Origin of the sequence: Gilliamella sp. B2969, from assembly GCF_026536195.1 — a bacterium.
GTDB lineage: Bacteria > Pseudomonadota > Gammaproteobacteria > Enterobacterales > Orbaceae > Gilliamella.
Map to the genome: position 1 here is coordinate 1 of NZ_JAFNOP010000002.1, position 19,959 is coordinate 19,959.

The following is a 19,959-nucleotide window of genomic DNA, read 5'->3' on the forward strand; positions in this document are numbered from 1 at the left end:
GACACAAGACACAAGACATTGGCAGCCTTACGTCAAAAATCTATATCAACACACTTTAGCTGATTTATTACACCTAAAGCTTAATATAAAACTTAGTTTAGTATTCGATTTAGTCTCTCGTTTTTTGCTCAAATTAAAGTGTGATTGCGTATCTAATTTAAGGCAGAAGTTGCTATCTGGTTTAGTATCGCACGTTCGCCAACCCAGCTCCCAACATCATTGTCGACGACAGCTATTATTGGTTAATTGTCCGCCATATATTGTTTTCAATATAAAACGCTATTTAGCTTTAATACCTTTGTTATTATTACCTTATGCCACTACGACTCAAGCATTGTCGGCAACGACGGCGAAAGTCATTCATGGTAGCGAACCCTATTTAACTTTTGACAATGGTAAGACTAAAGTTAACACGACTGAAGGGTTGTTCGGTATTACGTTATCCGATGGTACCCGCATTACTCCACAAAATAATATTTCAACCTTCGATAATCCAATAGTGTTACCTAAAGAAAACCAAAGCTTTATTGATATTGCTATGTTGGTGCCCCCCACTGCTGATGCTATCGCTTTGAACACCTTAATTGGGGAGCCTTACAATTATTGGGGAGATGATGATGGTGATGGTCAGGGTACTAATGGTGTTACTGCTAGCGGTAATTTAAGCGTACGTATTACCGATAAAGCCAATCATGCTGTGAATCGTAGTGCTACTTTAGATATCTGTGATGCGCCTTATAAAGTGGAATTAACCACTACTGCTGGTAGTTTAACCACCCAGTATGGGCTACCAAATAGTCGTAATTTCAGCAGTGGTACTGCCGCCTATTATATCAATCCTAAAGCCGCACCAAAAATCTGTTATGCCAAACCGAATCTGAGTATGGGCAACGACACCTACGCCGGTCCCGCTAATATCTGGAATCCGAGTAAAGGCTTCCTGGTGCAGTCCACTGAGCCATCACAGTACATGCTCAACTTCCCGACTACCGGTGCTAATAATCTGTATTTTGATTTAGACATAGGTGGTATTAGCGGTTCAGCATTGACATGGCCAACAGTCAGCCAAGGCGGTATTACCGCCACCGTGACGCCATCGCCCGATAATACTAATAACATTCGCGTCACCCTCACAGGTCCGGCGGCAACAGCATCGCAACAAGAATCAGCCACATCGGGTAGTGTCGCTACTCCTACCTTGCCGCAGACTTTTGTGATAGAGGGGAAAGATAGTCGTAATAAAACGGTATTAAGTTATGGCTTTGAGTTAAAGCAGTGGTTCGTCAACCGCGGAGATAAATTTGATACTTATCCTAACACCTCATCCTGGTGTAGTAGTTTAGGCGGTGGTTACCGCCTGCCGCAGGTCAAAGACTTAACTAACGCGGTGTGTTCGGGAGCTAATTCAAACATTTTTTGCGAAGGAGCAGTGGGCGCCACGCCGTCATCGAATTGGAATGGTTACCAGCGTAATATTGGTGTGGGTTTGTTTACCGAATGGGGCATGATGAGTGATTATACCGCTGCCAGCTTCGTCAAACTCATCTACTGGACAAGTGACTGGACAAGTCGCCGATACGGTTCGATACTGTTGCAGTACCAGTTCGTTGTCTTTGCGGTCTACGGCAACATTAATAGCAACCAACCTAGAAACGACGCCTACGGGCTTTGCGCCTATCCTTAGTTCTTAATCCTGAAGTCGCGGGCATTTAATAAGGCGTAATAAAGTTTTTAAGCAACAAAAGGTCAGTTGCAGCGGCAGGGCAGCCCAGGCCGACTGAATCGGTGAGCAAAAATGGACGGTACGAGTAATTTGGGGGAAGGGCACATAAACCCCTCTTTACTCGGGCGTTTTCACCGAAAATAAAACGTTACAAACCAAGCAACGTCCGAAATTTTATCCCATTTAAATTCCATAAAATCTATTCAGAACTTTAATAAACAAGCGGGTGATATATTTTTGAATAGAAAAATATTCCGTTATATTTCAAAGATATCTGACTATTTAAAGGCTATTAGCGCTTATTATTTATGGTATTAATTTACATTTCTTTACAAATAATTCGGCTGAATGAGTGGCTTTTTTTTATCATAACCTTATAATTTCAAAAAATTAAGCTTATTTAAGCTTGATTTATAGCCATTTAACATAAAAAAATCAAATAAAATAACAGATTAGTTGACGGATGGAACGCCATGCAGTATAATTATAGACACCAGACACCAGACACCAGCGCTGGCAAAACAATGTTTTAAAAACTCCCCAATCTCTCTTTAGGCTGAAGCTTAATTCAACTCTTACTTCTACACCTAACTTATTTCATCAAAGCAAGGTAACTTACCCTCGTTTTTTAGCAATTAGTGTAAGCAAAAGATGCACATTTAATTTAGCGTTATGCTATCGCTTACTTAAAGCGATAAATTTAAGGTTAATCTTACGTCCAACCTTGTTTTTTACGCAAACTCAAGCATCAGGCCCGTTATCTAAACTGGCTTTAGCATCGATGCCATGGTTACTATTGCTGTATGCCACTACGACTCAAGCGTTATCGGCAACGACGGCGCAAGTCATTCATGGTAGTGCGCCCTATTTAACTTTTGATAATGGTAAGACTAAAGTCACCACGACTGAGGGACTGTTAAGTATTACTTTATCCGACGGTACACAATACACACCTTCAACCAACCCTTCAACTGTAACACCAATCGTCTTACCTGATGCAGATCAGAGTTTTGCTGATATAGGGATGTTGGTTCCTACTGATACTAATTCCGTCGATTTAAATACTCTTATTGATTCAAATTATAATTATTGGGGAGATGATGATGGTGATTCTGATGTTACAGCTACAGGCAGTCTAAGTTTGTCTATTGTTGATAAAAATAATAGAACTGTATCACGAAATACTGTACCAATGTATTGTAACGCGCCTTATAAAGCTACATTAACTAGTACCGAAAGCACATTGACCACTCGTTATGGCTTTCCTAATAGCATTAAGTTCGGTGCAGGTAATGTTAGCTATTATTTTAATCCTAAAGAATCACCAGGGGTTTGTTTTGCTAAACCGAGTATTTGGGTATATAACATAGGTATCTATGCAGGTCCCGAAAATATCTGGCATTATAATAAAGGTTTCCTAACTCAAACAGCTACACCATCATCTTATGGTTCAAATTTCCCGACTACTGGAGCTAATGGTTTGTTCTTTGATTTAGAAATTAGCAATACTGATCAGGCATTAACTTGGGAGCCGGTTTCTCATAGTGGAATTACAGCGACGATGACTAATTCAACGAATACTAGTGTTCGCGTTACCTTAACTGGTCCTGCTGCAACCTCATCACAATGGAATTCTCGAGTGCCGGATAAAATAGCTAAACCATCTTTACCCCAGACATTCGAGTTAGTTGGTCGTGACAGTAGTGGTAACGCTGTCGCTAAATATGGATTTGAATTAAAGCAGTGGTTTGTCAATCGTGGAACCGTTATGGGAAATTACAACGACCAACTATCTTGGTGTAAAAATATAGGTTATGAACTTCCTAATATAAGGGATTTAACCAATGCTGTTTATCCAACAGATGACGATATAATTACTGCTACGCCTGTATCATCGGGTAATTATTTCCAACGTCAAATTGGGGCTGGTTTTTTTTCTGAGTGGGGCTATATGCTATATTACACTAATGCTAACTTTTATTGGTATTATTGGACTAACGACAAATACTCCCATGGTGACTACTGGTATTATGCGCACGCCGACTACGGACTTATTCATTGGGTAACGCCTGCAGGTTTCTACTACGGGATTTGTGCTTCAGAACTCAAACCTTAGTTCTTATTTTGGGGGAGAGAGTAAAATAGCGTAGGTTTTTGTAACAAATTTATAGTGTCGAAACTTAAACCATTCGCCTTGATTGAGGCGAATGGTTTGTGTGTTTATCGCAAAAAAGTTGAGTAGCGGGGTTTTGAGGTCCTAAATTCCGCTTAAAAATTATTAAATGATCAAAACCACGATTTTAAAGACTAAAATAAATTTTTTAGGAAAAATAATCTTAATTTTAAAGATTTATAATGGAAATATATTCATTTAAAACAGTAACTAACTGATTATATTTTAGATCTTCCTTACAAACGTTAACGTTATTGAGTGAAAAAAGTGTTGCATTGTGTTTCTTCAGTTATTTTACTTTTTACATCGTTTTAGATGAACGACTAAAAATCAACCTGAATCAATAAAATTAATAAATTAATCAAATGATTAATTGATAGAGTTGTCACATGGGGATTATAATTTTCTACAGATCAAAACGATAATTTAAATTTGTTAAAGTTAAGATCACAAAATACATTTTCCACAGAATTCTATTTTTACACGAAGATAAGTAAAATATCACGAGCTTTCGTGCGATCGTTTTTCCTATTCTTGCGTCAATCTTTTTATCAAACCAAATTATCCTGACAGATCTTTTTAGTGCTATTGCTTGTTTTTTTGCTTGTAACTTCCTATTTTAGCCAAGCGTTAACGTCTAGAACATCAAATTAATTCTTAAATTATGGATAGTACATAAGAGGTAATAAAGGCTAAGCTGCTAATATAAAATTGCTGCGGAAAGGGTAACCCGAACCGACAGAGTTAGTTAGCAAAAATGGATGGTGCGAGTAATTTGGGGAAGGGCACATAAACCCCTCTTTACTCGGGTGTTTTCACCGAAAATAAAACGTTACAAAACAAGCAACGTCTGAAATTTCAACCCATCTAAATTCCATAAAATCTATTCAGAACTTTAATAAACAAGCGAATGATATATTTTCGAATAGAAAATAATCCGTTATATTTCAGAGATATCTGGCTATTTAAAGGCAATGAGAGTTTATCATTTATATTATTCTTTACATTTCTTTACAAATAATCCGGCTGAATGAGTGGTTTTTTTTTATCATAACCTTATAATTCCAAAAATTAAGCTTATTTAAGCTTTATTTAAGTTTCATTTAAGTTCATTAAGCTTAAATTATGACCATTTAACATAAAAAAATAAAATAAAATAACGGATTAGTTTACTAATGGAGCACCATGAAATATAATTATAGCCCCCGGCGATGGGAAAACAATGTTTTAAAAACTCACCAATCTCTCTTTAGGTTGAAGCTTAATTCAATTCTGACTTCTACTCTTAACTTATTTCATCAAAGTAAGGTAACTCACCCTCGTTTTTTAGCAGTCAGTGTAAGCAAAAGATGCACATTTAGTTTAGCGTTATGCTATCGCTTACTTAAAGCGATAAATTTAAGGTTAATCTTACGTCCAACATTGATTTATACGCAAACTCAAGCATCAGGCCAGTTATCTAAACTGGCTTTAGCATCGATGCCATGGTTATTATTGCTGTATGCCACTACCACTCAAGCGTTATCGGTGACTACGGTACATGTCATTCATGGTAGTGAACCCTATTTAACTTTTGATAATGGGGTAACTAAAGTCACCACGACTGAGGGGCTGTTAGGTATTACTTTATCCGACGGTACACAATATACACCTTCAACCAATCCTTCAACTGTAACACCAATCGTCTTACCTGATGTAGATCAGAGTTTTGCTGATATAGGGATGTTGGTTCCTACTGATACTAATTCCGTCGATTTAAATACTCTTATTGATTCAAATTATAATTATTGGGGAGATGATGATGGTGATTCTGATGTTACAGCTACAGGCAGTCTAAGTTTGTCTATTGTTGATAAAAATAATAGAACTGTATCACGAAATACCGTACCAATGTATTGTAACGCGCCTTATAAAGCTACATTAACTAGTACCGAAAGCACATTAACCACTCGTTATGGCTTTCCTAATAGCATTAAGTTCGGTGCAGATAATGTTAGCTATTATTTTAATCCTAAAGAATCACCAGGGGTTTGTTTTGCTAAACCGAGTAATTTGGTATATAACATAGGTATCTATGCAGGTCCCGAAAATATCTGGCATTATAGTAAAGGTTTCCTAACTCAAACAGCTACACCATCATCTTATAGTTCAAATTTCCCGACTACTGGAGCTAATGGTTTGTTCTTTGATTTAGATATTAGCAATACTGATCAGGCATTAACTTGGGAGCCGGTTTCTCATAGTGGAATTACAGCGACGATGACTAATTCAACAAAAACTAGTGTTCGCGTTACCTTAACTGGTCCTGCTGCAACCTCATCACAATGGAATTCTCGAGTGCCGGATAAAATAGCTAAACCATCTTTACCCCAGACATTCGAGTTAGTTGGTCGTGACAGTAGTGGTAACGCTGTCGCTAAATATGGATTTGAATTAAAGCAGTGGTTTGTCAATCGTGGAACCGTTATGGGAAATTACAACGACCAACTATCTTGGTGTAAAAATATAGGTTATCAGCTTCCTAATGTAAGGGATTTAACCAATGCTGTTTATCCATATGACGATATAATTACTGCTACACCTGTATCATCGGGTAATTATTTCCAACGTCACATCGGGGCTGGTCTTTTTTCTGAGTGGGGTTATATGCTATATTACACTAATGCTAACTTTTATTGGTATTATTGGACTAATGACAAATACTCCCATGGTGACTACTGGTATTATGCGCACGGCGACTACGGACTTATTCATTGGGTAACGCCTGCAGGTTTGTACTATGGGATTTGTGCTTCAGAACTCAAACCTTAGTTGTTATTTTTTGGTGGAGAGAGAGTAAAATAGCGTAGGTTTTTGTAAAAAATTTATGATGTCGAAACTTAAACCATTCGCCTCGATTGAGGCGAATGGGTTGTGTGTTTATCGCAAAAAAGTTGAGTAGCGGGGATAGAAGGTCCTAAATTCCGCTTAAAAATTATTAAATGAGCAAAACCACGATTTTAAAGACTAAAATAAATTTTTTAGGAAAAATAATCTTAATTTTAAAGATTTATAATGGAAATATATTCATTTAAAACAGTAACCAACTGATTATATTTTAGATCTTCCTTACAAACGTTAACGTTATTGAGTGAAAAAGGTGTTGCATTGTGTTTCTTCAGTTATTTTACTTTTTACATCGTTTTAGATGAACGACTTAAAATCAACAATCTTAACCCATCTAAATTCCATAAAATCTATTCAGAAATTTAATAAACAAGCGGGTGATATATTATTTGAATAAAAAAATAATCCGCTATATTTTAACTATATTTGACTATTTAAAGGCTATTAACATTTATTATTTATGGTGTTATTTACATTTCTTTACAAATAATTCAGCTTAATGAGTGACTTTTTTTTATCATAGCCTTATAATTCCGAAAATTAAGCTTAATTTAAGCTTGATTTATAGCCATTTAGCATAAAAAAATCAAATAAAATAACAGATTAGTTGACGGATGGAACGCCATGCAGTATAATTATAGACACCAGACACCAGACACCAGCGCTGGCAAAACAATGTTTTAAAAACTCACCAATCTCTCTTTAGGCTAAAATTTAATTCAACTCTTACTTCTACACTTAACTTATTTCATCGAAGCAAGGTAACTCACCCTCGTTTTTCAGCAATCAATGTAAGCAAAAGATGCACATTTAGTTTAGCGTTATGTTATCGCTTACTTAAAGCGATAAATTTAAGGTTAATCTTACGTCCAACCTTGTTTTTTACGCAAACTCAAGTATCAGGTCAATTATCTAAACTGACTTTAACATCGATACCATGGTTATTATTGCTGTATGCCACTACGACTCAAGCATTGTCGGCAACGACGGCGCAAGTCATTCATGGTAGTGCGCCGTATTTAACCTTTGATAATGGGGTCACTAAGGTCACCACGACTGAGGGGCTGTTAGGTATTACCGTCTCTGACGGCACGACTCAAACCATCTACACATCGGACAATAATACTTCAACCGCAGATAATCCAATCGTTCTCCCAGAAGCTAATGAACACTTTAGCGATATTGGTATGCTGGTCCCTGCCACTGTTAACGCTATCGCCTTAAACGATTTAATTGGTGAGCCTTACAATTATTGGGGGGATGGTGATGGTGATGGTCAGGGTGCTAATGGAATTACCGCGACCGGTAATTTAAGCGTGAGCATTACCGATAAATTGAATCGAGCCGTGACGCATAGTGCCAACATAGATAGCTGTATGGCACCTTATAAAGTAGAATTAACCAGTACTGATGGTAGTTTAACCACCCAGTATGGGGTACCAAATAGTGGTAATTTTAGTGGTAGCACGGCTGCCTATTATATCACCAGACCTAAATCCGTGCCTAAAATCTGTTACGCCAGGCCGAATCTGAACCCTCTTTCCCAACTCTTCGCCGGTCCGGCCGATATTTGGAATCCAGAACGAGGTTTTGTAAAGCAAGCAGCTGAGCCATCACAGTACAAGCTTAACTTCCCGACTACCGGTGCTAATAATCTGTATTTTGATTTAGACATAGAAGGTATTGATGGTTCTACATTAACCTGGCCAACTGTCACTCAAGGTGGTATTACCGCTACCATGACACCATCACCCGCTAATCCAAATTTCATACGTGTCACGCTTACTGGTCCAGCAGTAACAAAAGCCCAACAGGATTCAGCATTACCGGGTAGTGTGGCTCCACCTAGCTTGCCGCAGACTTTTGTGATAGCGGGTAAAGATAGTCGTAATAAAACGGTATTAAGCTATGGTTTTGAGTTAAAGCAGTGGTTTGTTGTCCGCCCATTAGGCGTAGGCGATATCACAGTTGATAACGCCTTATCCTGGTGTGGCAGTTTAGGTGGTGGTTATCGTCTGCCACTGGTAAAAGAGTTAACTAACTCAATTGGACGTTCTGATTGGTGTGGGGCGACTTCTGTGTGTAGTGGTGGGAAGTCGCCGTTACCGACACTCGGCATACCGCCATCCAGTGGTAATTATTTTCAGCGTAATATCGGTGCTGGTCTCTTTACTGAATGGGGAGATATGTACTACTGGCTTTACTATCGCTCTGCCGGTTTCAACAGGGGCGGCTACTGGGCTACCGCTAGCGATGGTTCGGACCTGTTGTTCGGTGCTTATGCTGGCAATGGCGCCGTTAACTTTATTGGCAATGCCAAAAATACTACCTACAACTTGGTTTGCGTCTATCCTTAGTGCTTAATCCTTAAGTTGTGGGTAGTACTACATAATAGGTAATAAAGGATAAACTGCTAATGTAAAGTTGCAGCGCAGGGGAGCCCGAGCAGACCAAGTTGCCGATTCCAAAAAAGAGCAATCGAACGCTGTATAAATAAAATTAAAAAAATTAGCATTAAGAGAAAGTGGATTCTTGTCTTGATACAAGAAATGCTTTTAAAAGCATTTCTTCAATCGTTTTATGTGATTAAGTAATTATTGTCGTATAAGTTTGAATCAATAATTTAATTTATGAAAAATTTGATCAAATTATTATTCATGGTGATTTTTAGGAAAATTTCATGAATTAATGCTGTCCAAATGTAGCCCTCTATCATTTGTACTTACGAGTCAATAACGAATGATGATTTAGATAACAGCGGTGGATTTTAAATCCGCCGCGGCTACTAATCTCGCTACTATGGCATTTGAAGTATAAAGAAGTAAACGATTAGCTATACCAATATCACCAACTACAATGTTAAATAAAAAATCAAAGCAATCCAATATTCAGCAAACAAGCAAAACGGTAACAAATGATGAATTAATCATTCAATCATGATCTAAAATTATTGCTCATTATCAACAGACAAATAAAATAGGGGGGAGTAACATAAATCATAAATAAGGCTTTAACCGTGTAACATTAATTATTTTATCCTCATGGCAACCGAACAGATATTCCTCTATTGCTATTAATACACTTAGAACTAGACGATTATTTTAATTTCACCAATGAATGGTAAAGCACATGATCATTAGTAAACTAGCGCACAGACTTTAATTGTAAAAACCGCTCCGACGGTAGGTTAAACTACCAATACAGTCAGCACAGTTTGTAAGTTAAATGATCTGTTACTTTGTTGGTCATTTTAAGTGAATCCCGTTTTGTTGCAAGCCGCTAGTTTCAAGCTTAAGGTGTGAAAATAGACAACATAACAATTATGTAGATGCTGGCTGCTTTTTAGCAATAAAGAATAATATTGAAGAGCCTAAAATGCTTGATATAGTTAAATTTCTAATTTTTTCAGTATGTAATAATAAAAAAGCATCCTTAACTTTGACCGGAAAATATTATATTTATATAAATATTATTGAACGCTTTAATCTAAAAAGTTGATTACACTAATCACTTAATTTTGATTACTACTAAATAATTATCTAAAATTTACATTTCTTTACAAATCTATTGTGTTAATAGGTGATTATTTTTTATTAAAGAATTATACTTTTCAACAAATGGATTTAGATATTTTTATAAATAATGGAAGGTAAAAAAACTTAAATAAAACAATAACAACTGACGGATGAAATGTTATGCAGTATTATTATGGCTACAGGCATTATCAGATCTATGTTTTAAGTTCCAAATTCTTTTCAGTATTACTTTTATCTTGTTTATTTTCTTTAATATCACGTTTGTTTTTTAAGCTTTTTTTTGTAGTTGTATTGATATTATTGTTTTGCTCATTTAATGTAAAGGCACTTTCGGCTGTTACTATTAAAATCATTCAAGGTAGTGAACCGTATTTAACCTTTGATAAAGGTAAAACCAAAGTTACAGATGCTAATATTTTGTCTGTTATTACCTTTTCTGACGGTACTACCATGAGTTCAACAACCAATACTTCATCTTCTGAAAACCCTATAGCCTTACCCAAGGAAGGTGAAACCATTAAAGACATTTCTATGATGATTCCCATCATCAATAGGTCTATAAACTTAAAAACTATAATTGGACCTCCTTATAGTTATTGGGGAGATGATGATGGTGATGGGCAAGGTGCCGACGGTATTTCTGCTACAGGAAACATAAGTGTTAATGTTACTGATAAAAATGGTAGTATTGTCAATGCTGATACGGCGTTAGATATTTGTAAAGCACCTTACCTTATTGATTTTGATACAAGTGGTGTTTGGAGCTTATCTACCAAATATGGAATTCCTAACATAGCCACGTTATACATGCGCCCTGTCAAATATTATATTAAGCCTAATTCTGCTCCGGCAGTGTGTATGTTAGTACCGAGTTTATTTGCGTCACCGGCTAATACCGAGGTATGGCGTTGGTCAAAAGGGTTTTATGCTCAATCTCGCGATCCGGCAACTTATGAACGCAATTTCCCAACTACAGGGGGAAATAATTTGTTTTTCGATTTAGAAATTTCTGGTATTGATGAAAGTGAGTTAACTTGGCCTCCAGTTACACATGAAGGAATCACGGCCACTGTGACCCGATCTGAGCATAATGAACTTTGGCTAAATCCTACGCCCAAAGTTGTGACGCGAGTAACCTTAACGGGCCCGGCTGCAACGACTACACAACAAAGCTCTAATTCACCAGGAGCAATATACCGACCACAATTGCCACAGACATTCGAACTCGTTGGATATGATCGTAATAACAAACCGGTGATAAAATATGGTTTTATATTAAAACAGTGGTTTATTGCACGTGGTAAAAAACTATCGAATATGGCAAATAATCAAGCTTGGTGTAATAGCACTGGTTATCGCGTGCCACGCGTTAAAGATTTGACCAATGCCATTCCAGACCCAAATAGTCCTGCAGAGAATCAAGGATTTGTAGGTGCCAAACCTGAATCACACGGAAACTATTTTGAACGTCAAATTGGTGCAGGGTTTATGTCCGAATGGGGAGTGCTTGATTTTTACAACGATGCAGTATTTAGCGGCGCGATGTTAATCACCAGTGAATTTAGTGATGCCTCTGGAGTGTGGCCGTGGATAGTCAATATGGCAGGTGGAGGCGTTTACCCAAAAAGAAGCCAAGATCCTATCTTTACTGTTATTTGCGCTTACCCATAGCGAGGTGAACTAACCGTTAGCGATAATACTATATTTAAATCAATAAGCTATCAAAATATCATGTCTTTTATTAAAGACAGTTAAATCAAATTATGGGCTTTTGCCGTTATGAACGACAAAAGCTTTTTTTATATGAGAATGATGACATTAAATAATTGTGAACAGTATGTTTTTCAAAAAGCGTTATTGGAATAGTGATAGGTTAACTTATGTTAAAAAAGCATATTTTATGCGATGTTATCGTCAACTTACCAGCAAGTAAAATTGCAACTTTATGTTCTCAAGTTTTGAGTGTTTATAAAATCATGTTAGTTGTGTATAGGTAGCTTAGACAAGCTTTTTAACTGAATTTATCTGTTTTAATTTTCATTCAAATTCCATAATGGTATAGATAGATTGATTTAGTTGATCGTTAATCGATAGCAATAAAATTGAAGTTAAGCGCGATCATATTTAATAACACAAAAATTTTTATTTTGTGTGATAGCGGTTATACACAGTTTTAAGCCATGTATTAATTTATTGAGCACATAAAAATTTGATTAAAATTTTAATGCATCTAACACTAATTTAAATACTTGAGAATGTCCTTTACGACTAGGATAATAGATATAAAATGGTTCATAAGTGATAGCAAAATCCTCCAATAATTCTATTAAATTGCCTTTGGCCAGATCGTCTTCTACCGTTGGTCTACCTATCCATGTGATACCTAATCCATCTAAAGCCACTTGTTTACGTAAATTACTATTGCTTGATAATTGAGAAGAAGGTTGGTATTTAATAATATTGCCATTGTCATTGAATTCCCAAGCTAATTCTGTTGCATGTTGAGCAGAAATTTTCTTACCGATTAATTGGTGCTTATCAAGATCTTTAATTTGCTTAGGTAGAGGTCTGTTTTTTAGATAATCAGGACTGGCAACGACAGCCATCGTTAATGGCGCAGAGATTTTTACTGCAATCATATCATTAGCAATATCATTACCCAAACGGCATCCCATATCAAAACCTTGTTTAACTATATCTACCCAATTATTGTCTGCTTCAATTTCGATCTTGATTTGAGGATAACGGGGTAAAAATTGACGTAGTTTAGGATAAATAATACTCTCAACAGCTAAATGTGGTGCATTAATTCTAATGGTTCCAGACGGCGTGCTTAGAAAATCTGATAATGCACTAACTTGCTGATTTAACGATTGAAATAGTGGGGCTATTTGCTTATATAACTGCTCGCCAGCTTCGGTTAATGACATACTTCGTGTGGTTCGATTAAACAAACGTAGATTTAGCTTGGTCTCTAAGTTGCTCATACTATGGCTTAACGCTGAAGATGAAATACCTAATGCCTTTCCTGCTTTTACAAAACTAGAAGCTTGTGCGACGACAACAAAATAGTGCAGTTCGTTAAAATTATACATAAGCACGCATGTAATTAATGAATTTATTTCATCATACTATAAATGAATACCATATTTATCTCAATAAAACCTGTGCCTAAAATAAATCATCGACATTAATTTATTTGCGTTAATTTATATTCGAAAGTTATCCATTGTGGCGTGAATATTAATGTTATTAAACATCAATGTATTTAAAACTAATGTGGAACAAGAGGGGCTTTTATGGATTATATAAAACTTGGCAATTCGGATATTAGCGTATCACGTTTTTGTTTAGGCTGTATGAGCTTTGGCGATCCTGCCAGTAAAATGCATGCATGGACACTTAATCCAACAGAGAGTGAGTCAATTATTAAGCATGCCTTGGATTTGGGGATTAACTTTATTGATACTGCAAATATTTATTCAGCGGGTACCAGTGAGGAGTATGTTGGGCGAGCAATTAAAAATAACATAGCTCGAGATAAAGTCATACTCGCAACAAAAGTCTATTTTAATCCAGGTAACTTATCTAAAAATGCGATAGAAACAGAAATCAATGGATCATTAAAACGGCTTGGCACCGATTATGTTGATTTATATATCATACATCGCTTTGACTATAACACCCCTATAGAAGAAACAATGGAGGCATTACATAATTTAGTAAAAGCAGGTAAAGTTAGAGCATTAGGGGCTTCAGCCATGTATGGTTATCAGTTTTTCAATATGCAACTTGCTGCTGAGCAAAATGGCTGGACTAAATTTGTTTCAATGCAAAACCATTATAATTTACTTTATCGTGAAGATGAGCGGGAGTTAATTCCAATTTGTAAACAATTTAATGTTTCGTTAACGCCATATAGTCCTCTAGCGGCAGGCCGACTTGCTCGCTCACAATGGCATACAGATACCTTACGTAGCCAAACCGACAAAACCGCTGTTGATAAATATGATAGTACAGAAAAAACAGATATGGGTATTGTCGAGCGAGTATCGGAAATTGCTGAAAAACATCATGCCTCAATGACTCAAATAGCATTAGCGTGGCAATTTGCTAAGGGCATTACCGCTCCAATTATTGGTGCGACTCAAACAAAATATTTAGACGATGCGGTTGGCGCATTACAAGTATCATTAAGTCAAGACGACATTGATTATTTACAAGCGCTTTATATTCCTCATCGTATTGTTGGTGCAATTTAAAAGCAAACTAAGCAAAACAAGTTGTTATAGTTTAAAAATATCACTTATTATAGACCGATATATTTTCAAAACTTGTTTTGCTAATAATGTTAAACGATCAAAATCACTCTTTAAGACCGACTCTACTCGCTATTGAATCTCATCGCAAATGGCAGAGTTATGCCGAATATTGTAAGTTACGTGAACAGGGATTGCGAAAGCAAGCTTTTTCTTCACTTGATATTTTTTTAGCCGATAGCCTGCAATGGTGTTTTAATGAGCAGAAGGAGTTTGTAGCCTTTGTATTCAATCTTTGTGAGGACGATCTTGAGCTTCAACTTATTTATCTATGCTACCCGCTAATGAGCAAATTGATAAAACCGACGCTTGATAAGTGGTGTAAGCAAGAAAAAGTCAATAGCCAGCCTTTTCGTTGGTATGGAAAATTCTTTTGTGACAGTTCTTATATCTATCACGCACTTCAAATCGATCCTTGTGATGACAAAGCAAGAAAATGGATTATCACTAACTTGCTAGAAAAAATTGACTTTGCAACGCATCATTTACCTGACTATTATATTGGCGATCCTTTATTGGCAATTGAGTGGGGAAAGGAAGTACAGCAACATATCAATTTATTAATTGACAAAAAAGCCCAACCGTTTTGGCAAAAAGAGTTAGAACAATTACTTATACTTGTTAATAATTATATTCAGTGGCAGGCAAGTCATCATCCTGATTTTGAACAATGGGGTAAAGAAAATAAATTACAAGTCGATTCAAACGATGAAACTTATTATTATCAATAATAGTTAAGTAATGCTCAGAGTGCAATGAGGATTAGTTGTTTTTAGTTTATCATCATTACCAAACTTAATATAACTAGTTTGAATATAGTTATAATTTTTTTGTATTATCGCTATTTAAAATAGCTGCCTATAATGTGGTGACTAAAATAATAGATATTGATTGTAATTAGTTAATTTAACTAGTTAAAAAAAGAGGAGTGATAATGAAAAAACTTTTTAATATATTAGCAATAATAGTGACGGGGTTTATTTTATTTGGTTGTGAACAAAAGTCTGAAACAAATGCTAATAATTTAGAAAAAAAAGAGATTGTCGTCGGTTTACCGCCAAGTATGCATAATATTTTAATGGAAAGGGTGGTCAAGCCTGAATTAGAAAAAAAAGGTTATACGGTCAAGTTAGTCAATTTTAGTTCATTACGAGATTCCAATACAGCATTGGTTGAAGGTAGTATCGATATGAATGCTGCTCAGCATCAAGCTTATTTAGATGTTTATAATAAAGAAACGAATAACGATCTAGTTTCGTTAGTCCACATACCTTCTATTTCAGCAGCACTATTTTCACAAACTCATCGATCTTTAGACGATATTGCTCAAGGACAAACTATCGCTATACCAAATGATCCTTCGAATACCGCTAGAGCATTGTTATTACTGCAATCTTTGGATTGGATAAAATTAAAACCTCAAGCGCAATCGGGCACTGTCAGTGTTAATGATATTGCTGAAAATAAATATAACTTAAAATTTAAAACATTATTATCCGAAATTATTCCTCGAACGCTTAGCGAAGTTGATTATGCGATTATGCCCGGCGGTGTTGCTTGGTTAAGTAAAGTGCCTGCTGATAATGTGTTATTACAAGAAAAACTGTCACCTAATTTAGAGTTAATGGTGGTTGTTAAAAAAGAAAATTTAAATACTCAGTGGGCTAAAGATGTGAAACAACTTTATCAATCTGATGAACTTAAAACGTTTATTAATGAAGATCCTGATGCTAAAGGTCGATTTATTTGGCCACAACAATAGTAGAAAATTGTTATCAGGTGACCCAATATCCTAATTAATTGATTAGGATATTTTTGTCGTTATTGTAAACTATGATTGGTTATCTTATGTAGATAAATAATCAATATAAAATTTTTCTTAATTTTTTTCATCAATATTAATTAAAAGATTTTAAATCTATTAATTTAATTGGAATTATTGACTTTATTTTGATAAAGTTACTGTTCGTTTAATAGACATGAAATTTGCAAATAATGGAAAAAATTAAATATATTTTAGTATTTTTTTGTAGCATTGCTTTAGCGGGATGTTTTGAAAAAAATACTTTAGATCGTTTGATCGATAATCCAACAGCCAGCGACATTAAATTAATAATTGATGGTACAGAATTAACTATTCCTGCTAAGTCAGAAGTTAATTATAGTTTCGAGTATGGTAAACATACGATGACTTATAATAACGATTCAATCAATTTTATTATAAAGCCCGCTAAATTCGGCGGAACTACAATTATTAATCCTACCCAAAGTAACTATATTTTACATACTAATGTTTACGTTACCTCGGCTATGAAAGAGAGCGAATCTGATAAAGTTATTGAAAAACAAATTAATAATATTCCCATCATTATTAATGGGGAAGTTACCGAAATACCGCTTACCGCAAAACTAATTAATGATGTATTTATTGATCAACAGGATTATGATTGGGATTATGGACTTGATCAGGATTTACCTGAAGAAATAACGCGAGAAATGTCAAAAAATTATGCTTACTCAGAGACACTTACAAAACTTTATCGTGAAAGTGAATATATCAAACTTTTAAAACAAGATGATATTGAAGAAGAAATCAGTTTTCCCTATCAACCTAAAAAATTTAGTGAAATCAGTTCTACTCATTTTTTCCCAACAGTTGATCTTAATGCAATAGAATGTGAACCAGGTCGAGAATATATTAAAAATCTTTACGATCAATGGCAGCATCTTTTTACCCTTAAAGGGGGGGATTTTGTAAGTAAATATAATAAGTTAATGGACGATAGTGATTTTGATAAGCAAAAACAATTAGAAAATATTTGTAACAACCAGATTGATCCTAATCGTACCTATCATACAGCTATGACAGATTATAATTATAATATCCTCAGAGATGCTAGAGATTTTAACTTTTTTCTTATTAAACAATAATATTATCTAATTGCTTTGTTTAAGATAAGCTTTATCTAAGCTATTTAATAAATAAGCATAAAATTATTTTTAATAGTTTTATGCTTTAATTTTTTGTGTTTTCTTTTATTTTTTTAACACATTGTTTTATCGATTTTAATTTTATGATTAAAAAAACAATTCGTGTACTTCTTCACCAGAAAGTCATTTTACTTTGGCTATAAAATAGTTATAAAAAATTGATTGAGCTCTCATTTTTCATTTTCTTCCTTATGTAATATTAACATTACCTTTAAGAGGTAATAGTACTGGTTAGTCTAGAAACTAAACATAATCGTATACTAAGGAGAGCCTATTTATGTATAACGTCAATAAATTGTTTAAATTGACTATGATTAGCTCGGTAGTGAGTTCATTTTTTATCTCATGTCAGGTATGTGCTTTTCAAAAAGGTTCGACTGAAGACTTTTTAGGGCATGAAGTTGGTATTACTTATCATACCGCCGAACAAGCTGTGAGTAGTAAAGATTATTTACCTCCTTTCCCTGATAAAGATAGCCCTGAATTTGAAGCCGACAAAATCGCTTACTTACAAGGTTATCAATTAAAAGATACACCGCGCTGGCAACAAGCAACGTCTGATGCTGATTTACATACAGATAATGTCGCTAAGATATTTTCAATACCATTAGGTATAAAAATCTCACCAAAAACAACACCGACACTTTACAAAATGTTTGGTGATTTGCTAGTTGATTCTGCCGATAATGCCACAAAAACAGCGAAAGAATTTTATAAACGAACCCGTCCATTCGTTTATTTTGGCAACCATCCTTGTCAACCTCAAGATGAAGAAGAGCGATTACTGCAAAATGGTTCATTTCCTTCTGGGCATACTTCATACGGTTGGACACTAGCTTTAGTTTTGGCACAAATATCACCAGATCATGCGGCAGCAATAATTAAACGTGGTTATGAATTTGGACAAAGTAGGGTGATTTGCGGTGCTCATTGGCAAAGTGATGTTACTGCCGGTAGAATGGTTGGTGCTGTTGAATACGCTTTTTTACAAACGCTTCCCAAATTTCAAACGGATCTAAAACAAGCAATGGCAGAAGTTAATTATCAATATAGTTTATTAAAATAGTTTTAGATAGATAATTTTGTTGATATTGTTAGCTATACTTCAATTGGTGATGTTAGATAACTCTATGTTTAACATCCGTTAATTATCATTTTTTTGACAAAAATAAATATCAATTTTTGCATAGGATATGATAAAGTGTATGCCCGATTTAAATATTAATAGAAAAGAATGTGATGAAAAAAATACAATATACGTTATTACTTACTTGTAGTTTAGGGTTGGTTGGTTGTTTTGATTCTAACCCTATTGAATCAGGCTCAGTAGACCGTTGGATAGATAATCCAACTGCTAATGAAATCAAAGTGTCTATAGATGGTAAAGAGTTAATTGTACCGGCTAAATCTGGTATAAATTATACATTTGACTATGGAAAACACAGTTTATCTTATAATAATCAGACACTTAACTTCATGGCTAAACCTGCAATAGTATCTAATTCAGGATTTATTAATCCAACACAGAGTAATTATATTTTGTTAACGACTTACTATACGAACAACCAACAAGTCTACGAAAAAATGATTGCTTCAAAACTTAAGAATGTTCCTATTATTATTAATGGTGAACAGACTGAGATTGAATTACCAATAAATGTGGTTAATGACGTATTTATTGAAAGAAATAAAACGCCTTGGGATTATTCTATTGATGAAGCATTACCTGACTCGGTTACTGTAAAAGGTGAAAACCAATATCAATCTCAGCGACGTAAACTCTACCGCGAAGATGAGTTTTTGAAAACGTTAGATATCCCAGAAAATGAGAAGGTCAGTTTTCCTTATCAGCCTAAGAATTTTGCAGATTTACCAAAAGTTGTGATGCCAACCATTTCGTTAGATTCGATTACATGTAAAAAAGGGCGCGAGTTTGTTGACACACAAGTAAAAGATTGGAATAAGTTTTTCAATTCAACAGGGAAAGAGTTAGCCAACGTTTATAATCAATTAACTTCAAGTGAAACATTCCAAACTAAACATGCAATCCTAAGTGAATGTTCAACTAATGGTGAAGATAAAAATAGAACTTACGCAACAGAAATTGATAAGATAGATGAAACAGTCAAACCACAAGAACAAGTTAATCTATTTATCACACAATAATAATGTCTTTAGTCTAGTGTAAAAATTAGATAATACGTTACTTAATTCTGATTAATAAGACATAGAATCGATTCTATCAATTTTATGTCTTACATCTCCTCAATCAAACTTTTATCACTTCGTTAGTTAAATATAATAATTGATTTGCCAGATGACAAAGTCAAG

General features: G+C 35.0%; 12 protein-coding genes. 11 read left to right on the forward strand and 1 reads right to left on the reverse strand.

Going from position 1 to position 19,959, the window contains the following annotated elements; genetic code table 11:
- The 5 genes from J3U66_RS01435 to J3U66_RS01455 form a co-directional block, all read left to right on the forward strand.
- Positions 1 to 1,684, forward strand: a 1,684-nt coding sequence (locus J3U66_RS01435; protein ID WP_267347660.1) for a hypothetical protein, incomplete at its 5' end; no start/stop codon positions are given.
- A 763-nt stretch (positions 1,685 to 2,447) separates the two neighbouring features.
- On the forward strand, positions 2,448 to 3,839 hold the full coding sequence (locus J3U66_RS01440) for a hypothetical protein (protein WP_267347662.1): 1,392 nt from the start codon (positions 2,448 to 2,450) through the stop codon (positions 3,837 to 3,839).
- Positions 3,840 to 5,318: 1,479 nt separating this feature from the next.
- Positions 5,319 to 6,707, forward strand: coding sequence for a hypothetical protein (locus J3U66_RS01445; RefSeq protein ID WP_267344076.1), 1,389 nt, complete (start codon positions 5,319 to 5,321; stop codon positions 6,705 to 6,707).
- Positions 6,708 to 7,657: 950 nt separating this feature from the next.
- Positions 7,658 to 9,139, forward strand: coding sequence for a hypothetical protein (locus tag J3U66_RS01450; protein WP_267347664.1), 1,482 nt, complete (start codon positions 7,658 to 7,660; stop codon positions 9,137 to 9,139).
- A 1,470-nt stretch (positions 9,140 to 10,609) separates the two neighbouring features.
- The gene (locus J3U66_RS01455; RefSeq protein WP_267347665.1) at positions 10,610 to 11,989 is read left to right on the forward strand and encodes a hypothetical protein; all 1,380 of its coding nucleotides are present in this window, start codon (positions 10,610 to 10,612) and stop codon (positions 11,987 to 11,989) included.
- A gap of 542 nt (positions 11,990 to 12,531) precedes the next feature.
- Here the strand turns inward: J3U66_RS01455 and J3U66_RS01460 are convergent.
- On the reverse strand, positions 12,532 to 13,413 hold the full coding sequence (locus J3U66_RS01460) for a LysR family transcriptional regulator (RefSeq protein WP_267332890.1): 882 nt from the start codon (positions 13,411 to 13,413) through the stop codon (positions 12,532 to 12,534).
- Between the two features lie 204 nt (positions 13,414 to 13,617).
- On the opposite strand from J3U66_RS01460, the gene J3U66_RS01465 reads away from it, so the two are divergent.
- From J3U66_RS01465 to J3U66_RS01490, 6 genes are all read left to right on the forward strand, one after another.
- Complete coding sequence (locus tag J3U66_RS01465; RefSeq protein WP_267332889.1) at positions 13,618 to 14,580, forward strand: aldo/keto reductase; 963 nt, start codon at positions 13,618 to 13,620, stop codon at positions 14,578 to 14,580.
- 86 nt (positions 14,581 to 14,666) lie between these two features.
- Positions 14,667 to 15,368 (forward strand): hypothetical protein, encoded by a 702-nt coding sequence (locus J3U66_RS01470; RefSeq protein WP_267347667.1) that lies wholly within the window; start codon positions 14,667 to 14,669, stop codon positions 15,366 to 15,368.
- Positions 15,369 to 15,571: 203 nt separating this feature from the next.
- Positions 15,572 to 16,399, forward strand: coding sequence for a MetQ/NlpA family ABC transporter substrate-binding protein (locus tag J3U66_RS01475; RefSeq protein WP_267332887.1), 828 nt, complete (start codon positions 15,572 to 15,574; stop codon positions 16,397 to 16,399).
- A 233-nt stretch (positions 16,400 to 16,632) separates the two neighbouring features.
- Positions 16,633 to 17,568, forward strand: a complete 936-nt coding sequence (locus J3U66_RS01480; protein ID WP_267344081.1) for a hypothetical protein — start codon at positions 16,633 to 16,635, stop codon at positions 17,566 to 17,568.
- A gap of 337 nt (positions 17,569 to 17,905) precedes the next feature.
- The gene (locus J3U66_RS01485; RefSeq protein WP_267344082.1) at positions 17,906 to 18,694 is read left to right on the forward strand and encodes an acid phosphatase; all 789 of its coding nucleotides are present in this window, start codon (positions 17,906 to 17,908) and stop codon (positions 18,692 to 18,694) included.
- 173 nt (positions 18,695 to 18,867) lie between these two features.
- Positions 18,868 to 19,794, forward strand: coding sequence for a hypothetical protein (locus J3U66_RS01490; protein WP_267347668.1), 927 nt, complete (start codon positions 18,868 to 18,870; stop codon positions 19,792 to 19,794).
- Positions 19,795 to 19,959: the final 165 nt, after the last annotated feature.

What these genes read in the sequence shown, in the direction of transcription:
- J3U66_RS01480 (WP_267344081.1), top strand. Translation starts at nt 16,633, where the DNA reads ATGGAAAAAATTAAATATATTTTAGTATTTTTTTGTAGCATTGCTTTA.
- J3U66_RS01475 (WP_267332887.1), top strand. Translation starts at nt 15,572, where the DNA reads ATGAAAAAACTTTTTAATATATTAGCAATAATAGTGACGGGGTTTATT.
- J3U66_RS01470 (WP_267347667.1), top strand. Translation starts at nt 14,667, where the DNA reads ATGTTAAACGATCAAAATCACTCTTTAAGACCGACTCTACTCGCTATT.
- J3U66_RS01490 (WP_267347668.1), top strand. Translation starts at nt 18,868, where the DNA reads ATGAAAAAAATACAATATACGTTATTACTTACTTGTAGTTTAGGGTTG.
- J3U66_RS01465 (WP_267332889.1), top strand. Translation starts at nt 13,618, where the DNA reads ATGGATTATATAAAACTTGGCAATTCGGATATTAGCGTATCACGTTTT.
- J3U66_RS01485 (WP_267344082.1), top strand. Translation starts at nt 17,906, where the DNA reads ATGTATAACGTCAATAAATTGTTTAAATTGACTATGATTAGCTCGGTA.
- J3U66_RS01460 (WP_267332890.1), bottom strand. Translation starts at nt 13,413, where the DNA reads ATGTATAATTTTAACGAACTGCACTATTTTGTTGTCGTCGCACAAGCT.